Origin of the sequence: Streptomyces alanosinicus, assembly GCF_014650595.1 — a bacterium.
Classification (GTDB): Bacteria; Actinomycetota; Actinomycetes; order Streptomycetales; family Streptomycetaceae; genus Streptomyces; species Streptomyces alanosinicus.
On sequence record NZ_BMVG01000006.1, the window covers coordinates 31,336 to 45,483 of the forward strand.

General features: G+C 70.3%; 14 protein-coding genes, 4 tRNA genes and 1 pseudogene. 10 read left to right on the forward strand and 9 right to left on the reverse strand.

From position 1 onward, the window contains the following. Nucleotides 1-314: 314 nt before the first annotated feature. A complete protein-coding gene (locus tag IE277_RS48795) occupies nt 315-443 on the forward strand; it encodes a hypothetical protein (protein WP_268252559.1) in 129 nt (42 codons plus the stop codon). Nucleotides 444-614: 171 nt separating this feature from the next. Here the strand turns inward: IE277_RS48795 and IE277_RS15260 are convergent. Next, a pseudogene (locus tag IE277_RS15260) lies at nt 615-1,251 on the reverse strand (GyrI-like domain-containing protein); the annotation flags it as partial. A 142-nt stretch (nt 1,252-1,393) separates the two neighbouring features. Between IE277_RS15260 and IE277_RS15265 the strand changes: the two are divergent. Together IE277_RS15265 and IE277_RS15270 are read left to right on the forward strand one after the other, a co-directional pair. Next, nucleotides 1,394-2,287, forward strand: a complete 894-nt coding sequence (locus IE277_RS15265; protein WP_189952651.1) for an AraC family transcriptional regulator — start codon at nt 1,394-1,396, stop codon at nt 2,285-2,287. 152 nt (nt 2,288-2,439) lie between these two features. Continuing rightward, nucleotides 2,440-3,201: an SDR family NAD(P)-dependent oxidoreductase gene (locus tag IE277_RS15270; protein WP_189952653.1), complete on the forward strand. Its 762-nt coding sequence runs from the start codon at nt 2,440-2,442 to the stop codon at nt 3,199-3,201. Nucleotides 3,202-3,520: 319 nt separating this feature from the next. On the opposite strand, the gene IE277_RS15275 is transcribed toward IE277_RS15270, so the two are convergent. Genes IE277_RS15275 through IE277_RS15285 form a run of 3 tightly spaced genes read right to left on the reverse strand, consistent with a single transcriptional unit; the run spans nt 3,521 to nt 5,077 of the window. After that, nucleotides 3,521-3,946, reverse strand: coding sequence for an arsenate reductase ArsC (locus IE277_RS15275; RefSeq protein WP_189952655.1), 426 nt, complete (start codon nt 3,944-3,946; stop codon nt 3,521-3,523). A gap of 28 nt (nt 3,947-3,974) precedes the next feature. Beyond that, the gene (locus tag IE277_RS15280; RefSeq protein ID WP_189952657.1) at nt 3,975-4,709 is read right to left on the reverse strand and encodes an aquaporin; all 735 of its coding nucleotides are present in this window, start codon (nt 4,707-4,709) and stop codon (nt 3,975-3,977) included. After that, the gene (locus tag IE277_RS15285) at nt 4,706-5,077 is read right to left on the reverse strand and encodes an ArsR/SmtB family transcription factor (RefSeq protein WP_189952659.1); all 372 of its coding nucleotides are present in this window, start codon (nt 5,075-5,077) and stop codon (nt 4,706-4,708) included. The genes IE277_RS15280 and IE277_RS15285 overlap by 4 nt, the downstream gene beginning before the upstream one ends. Before the next feature lie 106 nt (nt 5,078-5,183). Here IE277_RS15285 and arsM point away from each other — a divergent pair, with 106 nt between their 5' ends. Continuing rightward, nucleotides 5,184-6,026 (forward strand): arsenite methyltransferase, encoded by an 843-nt coding sequence (gene arsM, locus IE277_RS15290; RefSeq protein ID WP_229881558.1) that lies wholly within the window; start codon nt 5,184-5,186, stop codon nt 6,024-6,026. Between the two features lie 34 nt (nt 6,027-6,060). Here arsM and IE277_RS15295 read toward each other — a convergent pair. The 5 genes from IE277_RS15295 to IE277_RS15315 form a co-directional block, all read right to left on the reverse strand. Further along, nucleotides 6,061-6,133, reverse strand: a tRNA-Lys gene (locus IE277_RS15295). 110 nt (nt 6,134-6,243) lie between these two features. Next, complete coding sequence (locus IE277_RS15300) at nt 6,244-7,758, reverse strand: amino acid permease (RefSeq protein WP_189952661.1); 1,515 nt, start codon at nt 7,756-7,758, stop codon at nt 6,244-6,246. A 118-nt stretch (nt 7,759-7,876) separates the two neighbouring features. Then, nucleotides 7,877-10,099 carry a DEAD/DEAH box helicase gene (locus IE277_RS15305; RefSeq protein WP_189952663.1) on the reverse strand — a complete coding sequence of 741 codons (2,223 nt, stop codon included), beginning with the start codon at nt 10,097-10,099 and terminating at the stop codon, nt 7,877-7,879. A 326-nt stretch (nt 10,100-10,425) separates the two neighbouring features. Continuing rightward, on the reverse strand, nt 10,426-10,950 hold the full coding sequence (locus tag IE277_RS15310) for a hypothetical protein (RefSeq protein ID WP_189952665.1): 525 nt from the start codon (nt 10,948-10,950) through the stop codon (nt 10,426-10,428). Nucleotides 10,951-11,095: 145 nt separating this feature from the next. Next, on the reverse strand, nt 11,096-11,446 hold the full coding sequence (locus tag IE277_RS15315; RefSeq protein WP_189952667.1) for a metallopeptidase family protein: 351 nt from the start codon (nt 11,444-11,446) through the stop codon (nt 11,096-11,098). Nucleotides 11,447-11,528: 82 nt separating this feature from the next. Here IE277_RS15315 and IE277_RS15320 point away from each other — a divergent pair, with 82 nt between their 5' ends. From IE277_RS15320 to IE277_RS15345, 6 genes are all read left to right on the forward strand, one after another. Continuing rightward, complete coding sequence (locus IE277_RS15320) at nt 11,529-13,181, forward strand: metallophosphoesterase family protein (protein ID WP_373310794.1); 1,653 nt, start codon at nt 11,529-11,531, stop codon at nt 13,179-13,181. Between the two features lie 80 nt (nt 13,182-13,261). After that, nucleotides 13,262-13,334 (forward strand) — tRNA-Glu (locus IE277_RS15325). Nucleotides 13,335-13,370: 36 nt separating this feature from the next. Beyond that, nucleotides 13,371-13,445, forward strand: a tRNA-Asp gene (locus IE277_RS15330). A 24-nt stretch (nt 13,446-13,469) separates the two neighbouring features. Beyond that, nucleotides 13,470-13,543 (forward strand) — tRNA-Phe (locus IE277_RS15335). Nucleotides 13,544-13,598: 55 nt separating this feature from the next. Next, nucleotides 13,599-13,796, forward strand: coding sequence for a hypothetical protein (locus IE277_RS15340; RefSeq protein ID WP_189952669.1), 198 nt, complete (start codon nt 13,599-13,601; stop codon nt 13,794-13,796). Beyond that, nucleotides 13,793-14,128, forward strand: a complete 336-nt coding sequence (locus tag IE277_RS15345) for a hypothetical protein (RefSeq protein WP_189952671.1) — start codon at nt 13,793-13,795, stop codon at nt 14,126-14,128. Before IE277_RS15340 ends, IE277_RS15345 begins: the two co-directional genes overlap by 4 nt. The last annotated feature ends 20 nt before the right edge of the window (nt 14,129-14,148 follow it).

The window sequence follows — 14,148 nt, forward strand, 5'->3', positions numbered from 1 at the left end:
CGGCCTCCACGGGCCGCCGTTCGCCGTCACACGCCAGGCCCGCAGCCAGAACGCTCGGGCCCGGCGCGTGACCGTCCCCGCGTCGTGGCCGGCCCGGCGTCGTGACCGACCCGGCGTCGTGACCGACCCGGGTTTCGCGCCCGCAACCGATGGACTAACGGAGAGACACGCGCCGACCTGGGACGATGATCGAATGGGCGAGGTTCGACATGCGGCCTGTGCGGGGCTGCGCAAGCCTGGGAGACATTCCCCCAAGACGCGCGTCTTGCCCCAAGACACGCGTCTTGCCGAGTCCCCAGAAAGGACCGCTCACCATGCGACGACACCTCTCCACCCTCTTCATCGCTGCGATCCTCACCGCCCTCGCGGTCCCCGCCGCCTCCGCCGGCGAGGGCCCCTCCCATGTGTGTGACACCCACACGATCAGCTCGCTCTGCTGGTGACCTCTTCTTGACCGGGGACAGGCCGCCGGCCGTGGCGGTCGCGGCCTGTCCCCACGCCCTGCACAACGGGAACGCCCCAGCTCCTTCGCGCCGATGGACTGGGGCGTTGCCCTGCGCCGTGAAGACCCGGGCCGTCGCGTGACGCCCGCTCAGGCGGCTGGACGGCGGACCGTTCGACGGGAACCACCGGTGGACACGCCCCGCCACAGGTGCTGAAGCGCCTGCGGCAACGGACCGGAGTTCTCGAAGACCGCTCATATCCCGGCCGGGACGGCGAGGACGTCCATGTCCTCGGGCGCCTCGGCGCACGTCACCACGCCGTGGTGGTAGTCGAGTTCGGTCCCCTCCGCCCGGCTCGGATCGAGCCGGTCGCTCACCCCGACGATCCCCGCCGGCCCCTGGTCGGACAGCGCCGTGATCCGGCCCAGCGTCTCGGGTCCGATGCCCCGGACGAACCCGGCGATCGCCGGGTTGCCCCCCTCATGGACGAGCGGGACACGGGCCTTCCTGCCGACCACACGGAACTCCTCCTTCTCCACGATCCTGTATCGCATACTGCTGCTCCCTTCGGTGATGAGCCGGAAGGACATCCGGGGCCGGGAGTGCAGCGCCGCACCGGTGCGCCGGGCCTCACCGGACCCACACCGTGGACGGCGCGGAACGCACGGGCAAAGGCCTCCCCCGAGCCGTAGCCGTAGCCGTAGCGCGTCGCGACATCCAGCAGCCTCCGCTCACCGGCGAGGACTTCGGCGCCCGCCAAGGCCGGCTGTCTGCGGCGGATACACTCCGACAGCGGGACACCCTGCATTAAAAGTCCAGGTCAGGGCTTACCGGGTGTTTCCGGACGCTGTTTCGACGTCCGGAAGTGAAGCGAAGGCTGCCCAGGCATACGCAACCAGCTCGAACAGCCGTTCCAAACCCTCCCTCGGCCGCGATGCTTAAATCGGTACATGGCGCTCGACGAACTGTGCACACTGCTGGCCCGTCACGCCCGAGCCGACACCACGACAGCCATCGAGAACTTGCTGATCGGGCGGGAGGAGGCGGACTCACCGGCGCCGCCGGCGACCGGGACGTTCATGGCGTTGATCGCCCAGGGCGCCAAACGTATGGCGTATGGCGATCATGTGTACGACTACCGTGCCGGGCAGTACCTGGCCGTATCCGTCGCCATGCCTCTGAAGTGCCGCTTCATCGAGGCCACTCCGGAGCGGCCGGTGTTGGGGCTGTGCCTGCGTCTGCAGCCCTCTGAGGTCGCCGAGGTGATGTTGCAAGCCGCTCCCGGCACCATTGCCGACAGCGATGACGCCGCAGCACCTGTCTTCGCCTTCAGTCATGCCTCGGACGAGCTGCTGGACGCCGCCGTGCGACTGGTGCGCCTGCTTGATCAGCCACGCGACAGGGACATGCTCGCCCCGCTCTACAAGCGCGAGATCCTGTGGCGCCTGATCACCAGCGAGCACGGCGCGACGGTTCGCCGGATCGGTCTTTCCGACAGCAAGCTCTCCCCCGTCGCCAGGGCTGTCCAGTGGATCCGGGAGAACTACCGAGAGCCGTTCCGGGTGGAGGACCTGGCCGAGCTGATCGGGATGAGTCCCTCCGCTTTCTACCGGAACTTCCAGGCTGTCACCCGAACGACTCCGATCCAGTACCAGAAGAAGATCAGGCTCCATGAGGCCCGGCTGCGTCTGGCCGCGAATCCCAAGGACGTCGCGCACATCGGATACCTCGTGGGGTACGACAGCCCGTCCCAGTTCAGCCGGGAGTACCGCCGCCTCTTCGGCGCGCCGCCCAGCCAGGACGCGATGCGATTGGCGGCGCGCAGCGCCGACGAAAAGGGTTGACCTGCCGGACCACGCCCTCGCTGCCGTGGCTGGCGTGGCTGGCGTATACGCGAGGATCGTGCAAGGCCCAGCGAGCATCGTTCTAACGTTTTCGCAGGTCACGCGGTTGAATCGGTTCTGGTCGCCATGACTGCAATCGAAAGGCTTGAACCATGACCCCTCGTCTTGCAGGAACCGTCGCCCTGGTCACCGGGGCCTCCAGCGGTATCGGCCACGCCACCGCCCTGGAGCTTGCCCGCCAGGGCGCGTCCGTGGCCCTGGTCGGCCGACGTGAGAACCGGCTCACCGACCTCGCTGCGGAGATCACGGGTGTCGGCGGGCGGGCTCTGGTCGTGCCCGCCGACATCACCGACGCCCAGGCCGCCGCGGAAGCGGTCGAGCGGACCGTCGAGGGCCTGGGCCGCCTGGACACCCTGGTCAACAACGCCGGTCTCATGCTGCTCGGGCCCGCCCCCGGCGCGGACCTGAACGACTGGCGCCGCATGATCGACATCAACCTCATGGGCCTGATGTACACCACCCACGCGGCCGTCCCCCACCTGGTCAAGGCAGCCACCGAGGCCCCGCGCCAGGTCGCCGACATCGTCAACATCGGCTCACTCGCCGGCCGCAACGCCTACGCCATGTCCGCCGTGTACAGCGCCACCAAGTTCGGCGTCGGCGCCTTCAGCGAATCCCTGCGCCAGGAACTCGCGCGCCAGCACGTCCGCGTCTGCGTCATCGAGCCGGGCAGCGTCGACACCGAACTGCGCACCCACAACCCCGACGTCATCCAGCAGCACATCACCGCCGCCCTGGGCGACATCGACCGACTGCAGAGCCAGGACATCGCCGACACCGTCGGCTACATCGTCACCCGCCCCCGGCACGTGGCCGTCGCCGAGCTGCTCGTACGCCCCACCGAGCAGATCTGATCTCCAGGCCCAAGGCCAACTCCGGGCCGGGCAGGGACGCATGACGGCCGCCCGTACCCCTCTCACACCGGCCGGCATCATCGTCCGTGTCTGCCTGCCGGCGGCGACTGCCATCGCGCTCGGAGGCGGCGGCGACCTCCACACGGGTGAAGGAGACGCTCCGGCACTCCACCATCACGCTGGCCTCGGACACGTACACGAGCCTGCTCCCTGAGCCGGACCGTGAGATCGCCGAGCAGGCAGCGAGGCTGATCCCTCGGTCTCGCCCGACTGCCGAACAGGCAGTCGAGCCGCCGGTCGAGCCGACCCTGGTACCGGCTCAGGCCGATGCCGCCGGAATCCCGAACTCGGCCAGCAGAGCGCGCACTCGACGCTCGATCTCGTCCCGGATCGGCCGCACGGCGTCCACACCCTGGCCCGCCGGGTCATCGAGCCGCCAGTCCAGGTATCGCTTGCCGGGGAAGACGGGGCAGGTGTCCCCGCAGCCCATCGTGATCACCACGTCGGAGGACTGTACGGCCTCGGTGGTGAGGATCTTCGGCGTTTCGGCGGAGATGTCGATGCCGACCTCCTTCATGGCCTCCACCACAGCCGGGTTGACGGCGTCGGCGGGCGCGGAGCCTGCCGAGCGCACCTCGACGGCGTCCCCGGCGAGGTGGGTGAGGAAGGCGGCGCCCATCTGGGAGCGGCCGGCGTTGTGGACGCAGACGAACAGCACGGAAGGGCGCGGGGCGGCGTTGCTCATGGCGGGTGTCCTTGCGGGCGGAGCGCGGTCAGGAGGAGGAGAGTTCAGGCTCGCCGTGCGGGACGACGACGTCGTCCGGCGTGCGAGCAGGGCATCCGTACACCACCGCCACGGCACCCAGCCCGAGCGCGGTGCCGACCAACTGGGCCGCGATGAACGGGACGAGCGAGGCGGGAGCGATCCCGGCGAAGGTGTCGGTGAAGGCGCGGCCGACGGTCACCGCCGGGTTGGCGAAGGAGGTGGAGGAGGTGAACCAGTAGGCGGCCCCGATGTAGGAGGCCACTGCGACCGGGGCCAAGGACGCCCGGCCGATGCGGTCCAGGCCGAAGATCAGCAGGATCAGTCCGGCCGTGGCGACGACCTCGCCGAGCCACAGATGACCGACGGAACGGTCGTGGGTGGAGAACCTGACCAGGGGCCTTGCGAACATCGCGTCGGCCAGCATCGCGCCGCCGATCGCCCCAGCCACCTGTGCGGGAACGTACGCGGCCACCTCGCGAAGGGCCGGGCCATCACCGGCGCGGCGGCGTGTGAACCAAGCGGCCAGGGTGACGGCTGGGTTGAAGTGTGCTCCCGACACCGGCCCGAGCAACGTGATCAGCACCCCCAGGCCGAAGACGGTGGCCAGTGAATTGGCCAGCAACTGCACGCCGATGTCGTGCGACAGCTCGGTCGCCTGGATACCTGAACCCACGACCACGGCCACCAGCGACCCGGTCCCCACCGCTTCGGCGGCGACACGACGGACGAGGGACGCCGTCACGCCGTCACTCCGGCGGTCTGCGGGGTGGTCAGGAAAGCGGCGAGCCGGTCCAGGGCGCCGGGCAGCGCCCAGTAGTACACCCAGGTGCCGCGGCGCTCGCAGTCGATCAGGCCGGCCTGCCTCAGCAGCTTGAGGTGGTGGGAGACCGTCGGCTGGGAGAGGTCGAAGGCCGGCGTCATCTCGCACACGCAGACCTCGCCGCCCTCTCGCGAGGCGATCATCGACAGCAACCGCAGCCGGACCGGATCGCCCAGCGCCTTGAAAACCTTCGCCAGCTCCGAGGCGCGTTCCTCGTCCAGCGGCGCGCCGGCCAGACCCTGGCAGCAGGTGGCGTCCTGGCCGACCACCTCAAGCCCTTGCTTCGACATGCATCTATGTTGACGTTTTTCGATCCAGTGCGCAATGTTGCATCAACAAACGTCAATACAAGCCGTTCCAGGGCACCGCCATACCCCGTCTCCGAGGAGGGAAGTCATGAGCGAGCAGTCCACCGACCTGCGCGAAACCGTCCGCGAGCGGTATGCGGCCGCAGCCGTCAAGGTCACCGAAGGCGGCGCCGCCTGTTGCGGGCCCCAGCCCGTCGAGGTCGACGAGAACTTCGGCTCCACCCTCTACGCCGCCGACGAACGCGACGCTCTACCCGCCGAAGCGGTCGCCGCCTCCCTCGGCTGCGGCAACCCCACCGCCGTCGCCGAACTCCGCGAAGGTGAACGCGTCCTCGACCTCGGCTCCGGCGGCGGCATCGACGTCCTGCTCTCCGCCCGGCGTGTCGGCCCGACCGGCAAGGCGTACGGACTGGACATGACCGAGGAGATGCTCACCCTGGCCCTGGCCAACGCCGAGCAGGCAGGCGCCAGGAACGTCGAGTTCCTGAAGGGCGCCATCGAGGCCATCCCCCTCCCGGCGAACACCATCGACGTCGTCATCTCCAACTGCGTGATCAACCTGTCCGTCGACAAGCCCGCCGTCTTCGCGGAGACCTTCCGCGTCCTGCGGCCCGGCGGTCGTATCGGCGTCTCGGACGTCGTCGCCGATGACGCGCTCACCCCCGAACAGCGTGCCGAGCGCGGTGACTACGTCGGCTGCGTCGCCGGCGCGCTGTCCTTCTCCGAGTACCGGGCGGGCCTCGAAGCCGCCGGATTCACGGACGTCGAGATCACCCCGACGCACTCCGTCGCAGACGGCATGCACTCCGCCATCGTCCGGGCCACCAAGCCCACCACTCCGGGCGCGACCTCCGAGATGAGGAACTCGAAGGTCGCGCCCGAAAACGACTCAGCGCCCGAGCCAGCCGAAGCCGACCCGAGCGCTGCGTAGCAGGTCAGAGGGCATATGCCCCGCCTACCTCCCGTAGGCCCTGTGGGACTCGAACCCACAACCAATGGATTAAAAGTCCACTGCTCTGCCAATTGAGCTAAGGGCCCAGGCGATGTTGCCTGTCCGAGCATAGCCGGACGCGGCCGTGTCTCCGATCGGGTATCGGTGACCCGGCCGCGTCGGGGGGAGCCGAGGCGGTGAAGAGTGGGCGGGATGCTCACTTTTGGGCAGGTTCCGGGGCCGGCGCGTGCTCGCCGGTGAGGAACCAGCGACGCGCCGAGGCCAGCCACCAGGTCGTCGCGAAACCGACGACGACCAGGACGGCGACGGGGGCGTAGTTGAAGGTCTCCCAGGTGACCGGGGAGACCTGCGGGAGCATGAAGAGGATCGTGATCAGGACGACCCAGGTGACGGAGACGACCCCGATCGGGCCCGACCAGCGGCCCAGATGCCATGGCCCGCGGTCGAAGGCGGCACCCTTGCGGACGCGGAGGAAGGTCGGGATGACGTACGCGATGTAGAGGCCGATGACCGCGATCGACGTCACCGCCGCGTACGCCGTCGAGTTGATGAGATACGGCAGGCCGAGGGCGAGGGCGCCCAGCGCGGCCAGCCAGACCGCCGCCACGGGGGTCCGGGTGCGCGGGCTGACCGTGTGCCAGATGTGCGAGAACGGCAGCGCGCCGTCGCGGGAAAAGGCGTAGATCATGCGGCTGTTGGCCGTCACCGACGCCATACCGCAGAAGAGCTGGGCGCCGATCACGACCAGGAGGAGGAGTTTGCCGGTCGTGGCGCCCAGTGCGTCCAGGAGGATCTGGGCCGGGGGCGCGCCCGTCGGGGACGCCAGCTCCTTGTCGTACGACTGGATCGCGAACGTGAAGCCCAGCAGGAGCACGAAGCCGGCGATCCAGGACGTCCAGATCGAGCGGACGATGCCCTTCGGGCCCGCCGTCGACGCGTCGTGGGTCTCCTCCGTCATATGAGCCGAGGCGTCGTAGCCCGTGAAGGTGTACTGGGCCATCAGGAGGCCGAGGAGGACGACGTACGGGCCGCTGCCCCAGCCCGTCTCGTTCACGAACTTCGTGAAGACGAAGGACGCCGAGCGGTGGCGGTCGGGGACGAAGGCGAGCGCGCCGACGATCACCGCGACGCCGAGCACGTGCCACCACACGCTCACGCCGTTCAGGAACGCGACGATCCGCACGCCGAAGGTGTTCAGCAGGCCGTGCAGGATCAGGATCGCGGCGAAGAGCAGGACCGTGCGGCCGGGGGTCACCCCGAAGCCGAACTGGAGGTTCAGCCAGGCGCCCAGGAAGGACGCCGCGCCGAAGTCGATGCCGGCGGTCACCGCGACCTGGCCCAGCACGTTGAACCAGCCGGTGAACCAGGCCCAGGCCGCCGCCGAGCGGGGTGGTGCGAGGCGGTGGGCCCAGAAGTACAGGCCGGCCGAGGTGGGATACGCCGAGCAGATCTCGGCCATCGACAGCCCGACGGCCAGCGTCATCAGGCCGACGGCCACCCAGCCCCAGGTGATCACCGCGGGTCCGCCGGTGGTCATGCCGAAGAGGTACAGCGTGAGACAGCCGGACAGCACCGAGATGATCGTGAAGGAGACGGCGTAGTTCGAGAACGCCGACATCCGGCGGGCGAGCACCTGGGTGTAGCCGAGCTGGGCCAGCCGCTCCTCGTCCGACAGGGCCGGCGCCTCGCTCACTCTCGCTTCATCTGTCATGCCCCCAGCAATTCCCTCCCCGGAGGCGTGACATGCGTCACGCTATGGCCAAAAAGGGCCCGTACGACGTGATGTCGTACGGGCCCTTCTCAGGTCACTCGGCGGGGCTCACCCCGCGTCAGCCGTTGCGCTTCCAGCGCGGCTTGTCCTCGCGGCGGCCGAAGGAGCCGTTGCCACGGTGGTCGTCACGGCGGCCGTAGGGGCGGTCGTGGCCGCCGGAGCGGAAGCCCGGACGGTCGTCACGGCGGTCGCGGTTGAACGGGCGGTCGCTGCCACGGTGGCCGCCGCGCTCGTCCCGGCGGAAGCCGCCACGGTCGTCACGGCGCTCGAAGGAGCGGCCGCCACGGTCGTTGCCACGGTCACGGTCGAACGGACGACGCTCGTCGCGACGCTCGAAACCACGGCCCCCGCGGTCACCGCGGTCACCACGGTCATCACGACGCTCGAAGCCACCGCGGTCGTCACGGCGGTCGTCACGGCGCTCGAAGGAGCGGCCGCCACGGTCGTTGCCACGGTCACGGTCGAACGGACGACGCTCGTCGCGACGCTCGAAACCACGGCCGCCACGGTCACCGCGGTCGTCACGGCGGTCGAAACCACCGCGGTCACCGCGGTCGTCACGGCGCTCGGCACGGTCCCGGTCGAACGGGCGACGCTCGTCACGGCGCTCGAAACCACGGCCCCCGCGGTCACCGCGGTCATCACGACGCTCGAAGCCCCGCTCGGCACGGTCACCACGGTCCCCGAAGCCACGGCGCTCCCGGCGCTCGTACGGCGCCGAAGCCGCCGGACGCTCCTCGCGCTCGGCCCGCTTCTCGGCGGCAGCGGCGGCCTCGGCGGCCGCCAGCTCCTGCGCGGCGGTCGCCTGCGCCTCGGCCACCGCGGCCTCCGGGTCCTCGCCGCGCTCGCGGGCGACCCGGGCGACCAGCCGGTCCGACTCCTCGCGCAGCTCGGCGGCGCGGCGCTGGGCGCGCTCCAGCTGCTTGGTGAGCTGGGCGACCTCGCGCTCGGCCTGCTGCGCGGCGTTGTTCGCGGACTCGGCCTGGACCTCGGTCATCGAGCGGGCGCCGGTGATCTCGGCGACCTCCGGGTCGAAGGCGCCGGCGCCCTGGATGATGTGGCGCGCGGCGTCGACGCCGGCGTCCTCCATCAGGCGGAAGATCTGGCGGCGCTGGTGCGGCAGGGACAGGGAGACGACCGTGCCGGTGCGGCCCGCGCGGGCGGTACGGCCGGCGCGGTGGAGGTAGTCCTTGTGGTCGCCGGCCGGGTCCACGTTCAGGACCAGGTCGATGCCGTCGACGTGGATGCCGCGGGCGGCGACGTCGGTGGCGACCAGGACGTTGACGTAGCCGTCCTTGAAGTCGGCCAGGGTGCGGGTGCGGGCGCCCTGGGTCATGCCGCCGTGCAGCGCGTCGGACTTCACACCGGCCTCGCGCAGCTGCTCGGCCACGCGGTCGGCGCCCAGCTGGGTGCGGACGAAGATGATCGTGCGGCCCTTGCGGGAGGCGATCGCGGCGGTGACCGGCGCCTTGTCCTTGGGCTTCACGATGAGGATGTGGTGCGACATGGTCGTCACCGCGCCCTGGGCCGCGTCCACCTCGTGCGAGACGGGGCTGTTCAGGTAGCGGTCGACGAGGGTCTGGATCTCGTTCTCCATCGTGGCGGAGAAGAGCATGCGCTGGCCGCCGGCCGGGACCTGGTCGAGCAGCTCGGTGACCTCGGGCAGGAAGCCCAGGTCGGACATCTGGTCGGCCTCGTCCAGGACGGCGATCTGCACGTCCTCCAGGGAGCAGGCGCCGCGGTTGATGATGTCGCGCAGGCGGCCCGGGGTGGCGACGAGGATGTCGACGCCGCGCTCCAGGGCGTAGATCTGGTTGCCCATGGAGGTGCCGCCGCAGACGACCTTCATCTTCAGGCCGACGACGTCGCCGTACGGCTGGAGCGCGTCGGCGACCTGCATGGCCAGCTCGCGGGTCGGGGTGAGGATGACGGCGCGGGGCCGCTTCTTCTCGGTGCGGCCGCCGGCCAGCGTGGCCAGGGTCGGCAGACCGAAGGAGAGGGTCTTGCCGGAGCCGGTGCGGCCACGGCCGAGGATGTCCTTGCCGACCAGGGCGTCCGGGATGGTCGCGGCCTGGATCGGGAAGGGGGTGGTGACGCCGTTCTGCGCGAGCTTGCGCACAACACCCTCGGGCAGGCCGAGGTCGGCGAAGGTGGTCTGGGGGGTGGTGTCAGTGGCCTCGTCGGCCTCGGTGATCTCGTTCGTCTCGTCGGCGAGTTCGTTCTCAAGCTCGGTGAGCTCGTTCTCGGACACGACAAACTGATCAGTACTGGACACGGACATGCGAATGCGAAACCTTCCGGAGTCTCGTCGGCACGCGCCCGTCAACTCCGTGATTCGCTCACGACCGCCTCAATGCGGTCCGCCACGGCAAGGGAGAGTACGCGCCACACGGCGCGCTCTGTGGTGGCGCCGGGCAAATGGGATCAAACGATCTACCACCATACGCACCCACCACCCCTGAAGGCAAACCGGACCGCATCACCGCAGGTCGAACCGCATGGCCGGGGGTCACGCGAACCGCGTGTCCGGGGGTCACGTGAACCGTATGTCCGGTGTCCGGGTGTCACGCGACCCGCATGTCCGGGGATCCGCTCCGGCCCGGCCGCTCACGCCGGTGCGCCCGCCGTCGGTGCCGGCTCGCGCTGGACGAGCTGTGGGCCCGTCTCCTCGTGCGCCGAGGAGGACGGCTCGGCCGTCGGGGGCTCGGAGGTCGCCGGCGGCGGGGTGGACGCCGGGGGCTCGGGCGGGGCGGAGGTGGCCGGGGGCGTCGGCGGGGCCTCGGTCGGCGCCGGCTCCCCGGGATCGACGGTCCTGCCCGGCTTGCCGGGTTTCGCCGGAGCCGGGCGCGCACTGCCCTCACCCTCGGACGGGGTGGCCGACGCGGAGGGCGACTTCCCCGGCTTCGCCTTGCCGCCGTGCTCGTGCTTACCGCCGCCCACCTTGTCGTCGTGTCCGCCGAAGCCCCCGGCGCCGGCCACCGGGACGCCGTCGGGTGCCGCCCCGCCGTGCCGCCCCGCCGAGTGCGAGGGTTTGGCCGGGCCCGCGTCGTCACCCACGTTCACACAGCCGGCGGCAGCGGCGAGGGCCAGCACCGTGACGGTGAGGCGGACGGGTACGGGCAAAGGGCGCACGGCGGCCACCTCCGCTGGCAAGGAAAGGAGTCAACCTCCCCAACTCCCGCCGCCCGCAAGAAGACACGCGCCCCGTCCGCATCAATGCCCACCCACAAGCCGACATCCGTCCACGGCCCCTCAGCCGTCGTGCGTAGCCCGTTGCTCACCCATAGCCGAGCGCATGCAGCCGGGCGTCGTCGATGCCGAAGTGGTGGGCGATCTCATGCACCACGGTCACCTCGGTCTCCGCGACGACATCCGCGCGGCTGTCGCACATCCTCAGCGTCGGCCCGCGATAGACGGTGATCCGGTCCGGCAGCACGCCCGCGTACCACTCGCCGCGGTCGGTCAGCGGTGTGCCCTCGTACAGGCCGAGCAGCTCGGGGTCGCCGGCGGGCGGTTCGTCCTCCACGAACACCGCCACGTTGTCCATGAGCCGCGTCAGCTCCGGCGGAATCCGGTCGAGCGCCTCGGCGACCAGTTCCTCGAACTCCTCGCGTGTCATCTCCAGCACACGGTCATTGTCCGGTACGGGGACCCGTACGAAAGCCGTGCGGCACCGCATATCCACGCCCGGACACGGGCATACGGCCCCAATGGTCCGCGTTCCCGTCGCAGCCCTCCGCACGATGACGCACCGTATGCGCCCCAAGCACCTCATGCACCACGTGCTCCCCAAGCGCCTCACGCACCCCGTGCGCCCCAAGCGCCCCGCCGGCCACCGCACCCGCCCGCTGCCCGTCCCGGAACCCACCCTCCGCTCGCGCCCCTGGCCGCGTGCCCTCGGTCTCGCGCTCGTCGTCCTCGTCGGCGCCTGGCTGGGCCTGCTGATCGTCGGGAACGTACGGACCCCGGTCGGTCCGATGAACACGACGATGGCGCTGCGGCCGTCGCTCTCCGGCGGCACGAAGATCAATATCTCGCCGCTGGGCGCGCTCACCCTGGACAGCCATGTGGCACCCGTCCGCCTCGACGTGAACGTGGACCAGCTCGACCCGCTCCGCTCCCAGGCCCTGGTCGACCACCCCGAGCGGATCTCCGGGCTGCAGGACGAGGTCGCCAAAGACGTCGAGCACGGCACGCTGGACCTGGCCGTGCGCTCCTGTGTGGCCGTGGTCGCCGGCGCCACGGCCCTCGGTCTCGCCGTCTACCGCAGCCCCCGCCGGGCCCTCGCCGCCGGCGGTCTCGCCCTGACCCTGCTGGCCGCGTCCGGGGCGAGCGCGGCCGCCACCTGGAACCCGAAGTCGATACTGGAGCCGAGGTTCTCCGGGCTGCTCAGCTCCGCACCGTCGGTGGTCGGCAACGCACGCAGCATCGTCAGCGACTTCGACGTCTACCAGAAGGAACTGGCCCGCCTGGTGACGAACGTGACCAGGCTCTACAACGTCACCTCCACGCTCCCGGCCTACCAGCCGGACCCCTCCACGATCCGGGTCCTGCATGTGTCGGACATCCATCTCAACCCGGCGAGCTGGAAGATCATCGCCTCGCTGGTGGAGCAGTACAAGGTGAACGTGATCGTCGACTCCGGCGACACGATGGACCACGGGACCGCGGCGGAGAACGGCTTCCTGGACCCGATCCGGGACCTGGGAGTGCCGTACGTCTGGGTGCGCGGCAACCACGACTCACGGGCCACCCAGCGCTATCTGGAGCGCATGAAGAACGTGCGCGTCCTGGACGACGGCCGGGCACAGACGGTCGCGGGTCTGCGTTTCGCGGGGACCGGCGACCCGCAGTTCACCCCCGACCGCTCGGTGGTGCCCGGCGGCGACGCGGCCGAGCAACTGGCGGGCGACCGGCTGGCCAGCGCCCTGCGCGACCAGAAGGCCCGGCACACCCCGGTCGACATCGCCGTCGCCCATGAGCCGGCCGCGGCCCGCGAGACGGACGGCGAGGTGCCGCTGGTGCTGTGCGGGCATCTTCACCACGAAGGGGACGAGGTGCTGCCGTACGGCACGAGGCTGCGCATGGAGGGCTCCACGGGCGGCAGCGGGCTGCGTGCGGTGGAGCGCGCCTATCCGGCACCCATCGAGGCCTCGATCCTCTACTTCGACCGCGACAGCCGCCGCCTCCAGGCCTGGGACGCGATCAAGCTCGGCGGCCTGGGCGAGACGACGGCCGAGGTCAGCCGCCACCTTGCCGACGACGCCATCGAGCGGCGGGCCCGCCACGGGCACCGAGGCGCCGCACCCACCCCGACGGCCCCGTCCCCCGCCTCCCCCGCCTCCTCCGCCCCTTCGCCGTAAACCGTTTTGGCGATAGCCCTCGCCATCCCATATGCTTCTCACGTCCCCGACGCGCTGAGAAGCGCCCAGGCGGGCCGATAGCCCTCATCGTCTAGCGGCCTAGGACGCCGCCCTTTCAAGGCGGTAGCACGGGTTCGAATCCCGTTGGGGGCACGCAAGATCGTGTGCGACACTGTTGCACGCAAGCTTGGTCCTGTGGAGCAGTTTGGAGTGCTCGCCACCCTGTCAAGGTGGAGGCCGCGGGTTCAAATCCCGTCAGGACCGCTGGTGTTTCACGTGAAACACCGTGGCTGGGTAGCTCAGTTGGTACGAGCGTCCGCCTGAAAAGCGGAAGGTCGCCGGTTCGACCCCGGCCCCAGCCACAGCCACGAAGGCCCCGTTCGACGAACGGGGCCTTCGTCGTCGTAGGGGGCATGTATGGCGGACGACTTCCAGGGTTTCGAGATCGCCCGGCGCGGTTACGACCGCTCTCAGGTGGACGCCTATCTGGTCGGCCTGGCCGAAGGCACCTCGCCCATGGCACCGCCGGTTTTCGACATCGTCCGACGCGGGTACGACCGAGCCCAGGTGGACGCACGGGTCGCACAACTGCTGAACGGGGGTACGGGGACATGAGCCAGAACCAGGCCGCCGCCGTCACGGCGGATGCCCAGCTGGAGAAGATCCGGGCACGGTACGGGCTGCTCGCGGTCATCGTCAGCAATGTCACGATCACCGCGGTCGCGATCGTCGGGGTGTGGCGGCTCGGCGGCGACAAGTCCGTGATGGTCGGCATCCTGACCGCCGCATTCACCGCGGTCAGCAGCATGACCACGGCCTACCTCGGCATCAAGGCGATCTCCAACACCGCGAAGTCGATCGCGCTGGGGCAGCAGAACGCCGCGACGGCCGCCACGTCGTCGGCCACAGCGCCGGCCACAGCGCCGCCGGCCCAGCGCACCACCTGAGAGTCCCTGAACGACGCACG

Excerpts from the sequence above, each read along its gene's own strand:
- IE277_RS48795 (WP_268252559.1), top strand. The coding sequence starts at position 315 with ATGCGACGACACCTCTCCACCCTCTTCATCGCTGCGATCCTCACCGCC.
- IE277_RS15265 (WP_189952651.1), top strand. The coding sequence starts at position 1,394 with ATGGCGCTCGACGAACTGTGCACACTGCTGGCCCGTCACGCCCGAGCC.
- IE277_RS15270 (WP_189952653.1), top strand. The coding sequence starts at position 2,440 with ATGACCCCTCGTCTTGCAGGAACCGTCGCCCTGGTCACCGGGGCCTCC.
- IE277_RS15275 (WP_189952655.1), bottom strand. The coding sequence starts at position 3,946 with ATGAGCAACGCCGCCCCGCGCCCTTCCGTGCTGTTCGTCTGCGTCCAC.
- IE277_RS15285 (WP_189952659.1), bottom strand. The coding sequence starts at position 5,077 with ATGTCGAAGCAAGGGCTTGAGGTGGTCGGCCAGGACGCCACCTGCTGC.
- arsM (WP_229881558.1), top strand. The coding sequence starts at position 5,184 with ATGAGCGAGCAGTCCACCGACCTGCGCGAAACCGTCCGCGAGCGGTAT.
- IE277_RS15300 (WP_189952661.1), bottom strand. The coding sequence starts at position 7,758 with ATGACAGATGAAGCGAGAGTGAGCGAGGCGCCGGCCCTGTCGGACGAG.
- IE277_RS15305 (WP_189952663.1), bottom strand. The coding sequence starts at position 10,099 with ATGTCCGTGTCCAGTACTGATCAGTTTGTCGTGTCCGAGAACGAGCTC.
- IE277_RS15320 (WP_373310794.1), top strand. The coding sequence starts at position 11,529 with ATGGTCCGCGTTCCCGTCGCAGCCCTCCGCACGATGACGCACCGTATG.
- IE277_RS15340 (WP_189952669.1), top strand. The coding sequence starts at position 13,599 with ATGGCGGACGACTTCCAGGGTTTCGAGATCGCCCGGCGCGGTTACGAC.
- IE277_RS15345 (WP_189952671.1), top strand. The coding sequence starts at position 13,793 with ATGAGCCAGAACCAGGCCGCCGCCGTCACGGCGGATGCCCAGCTGGAG.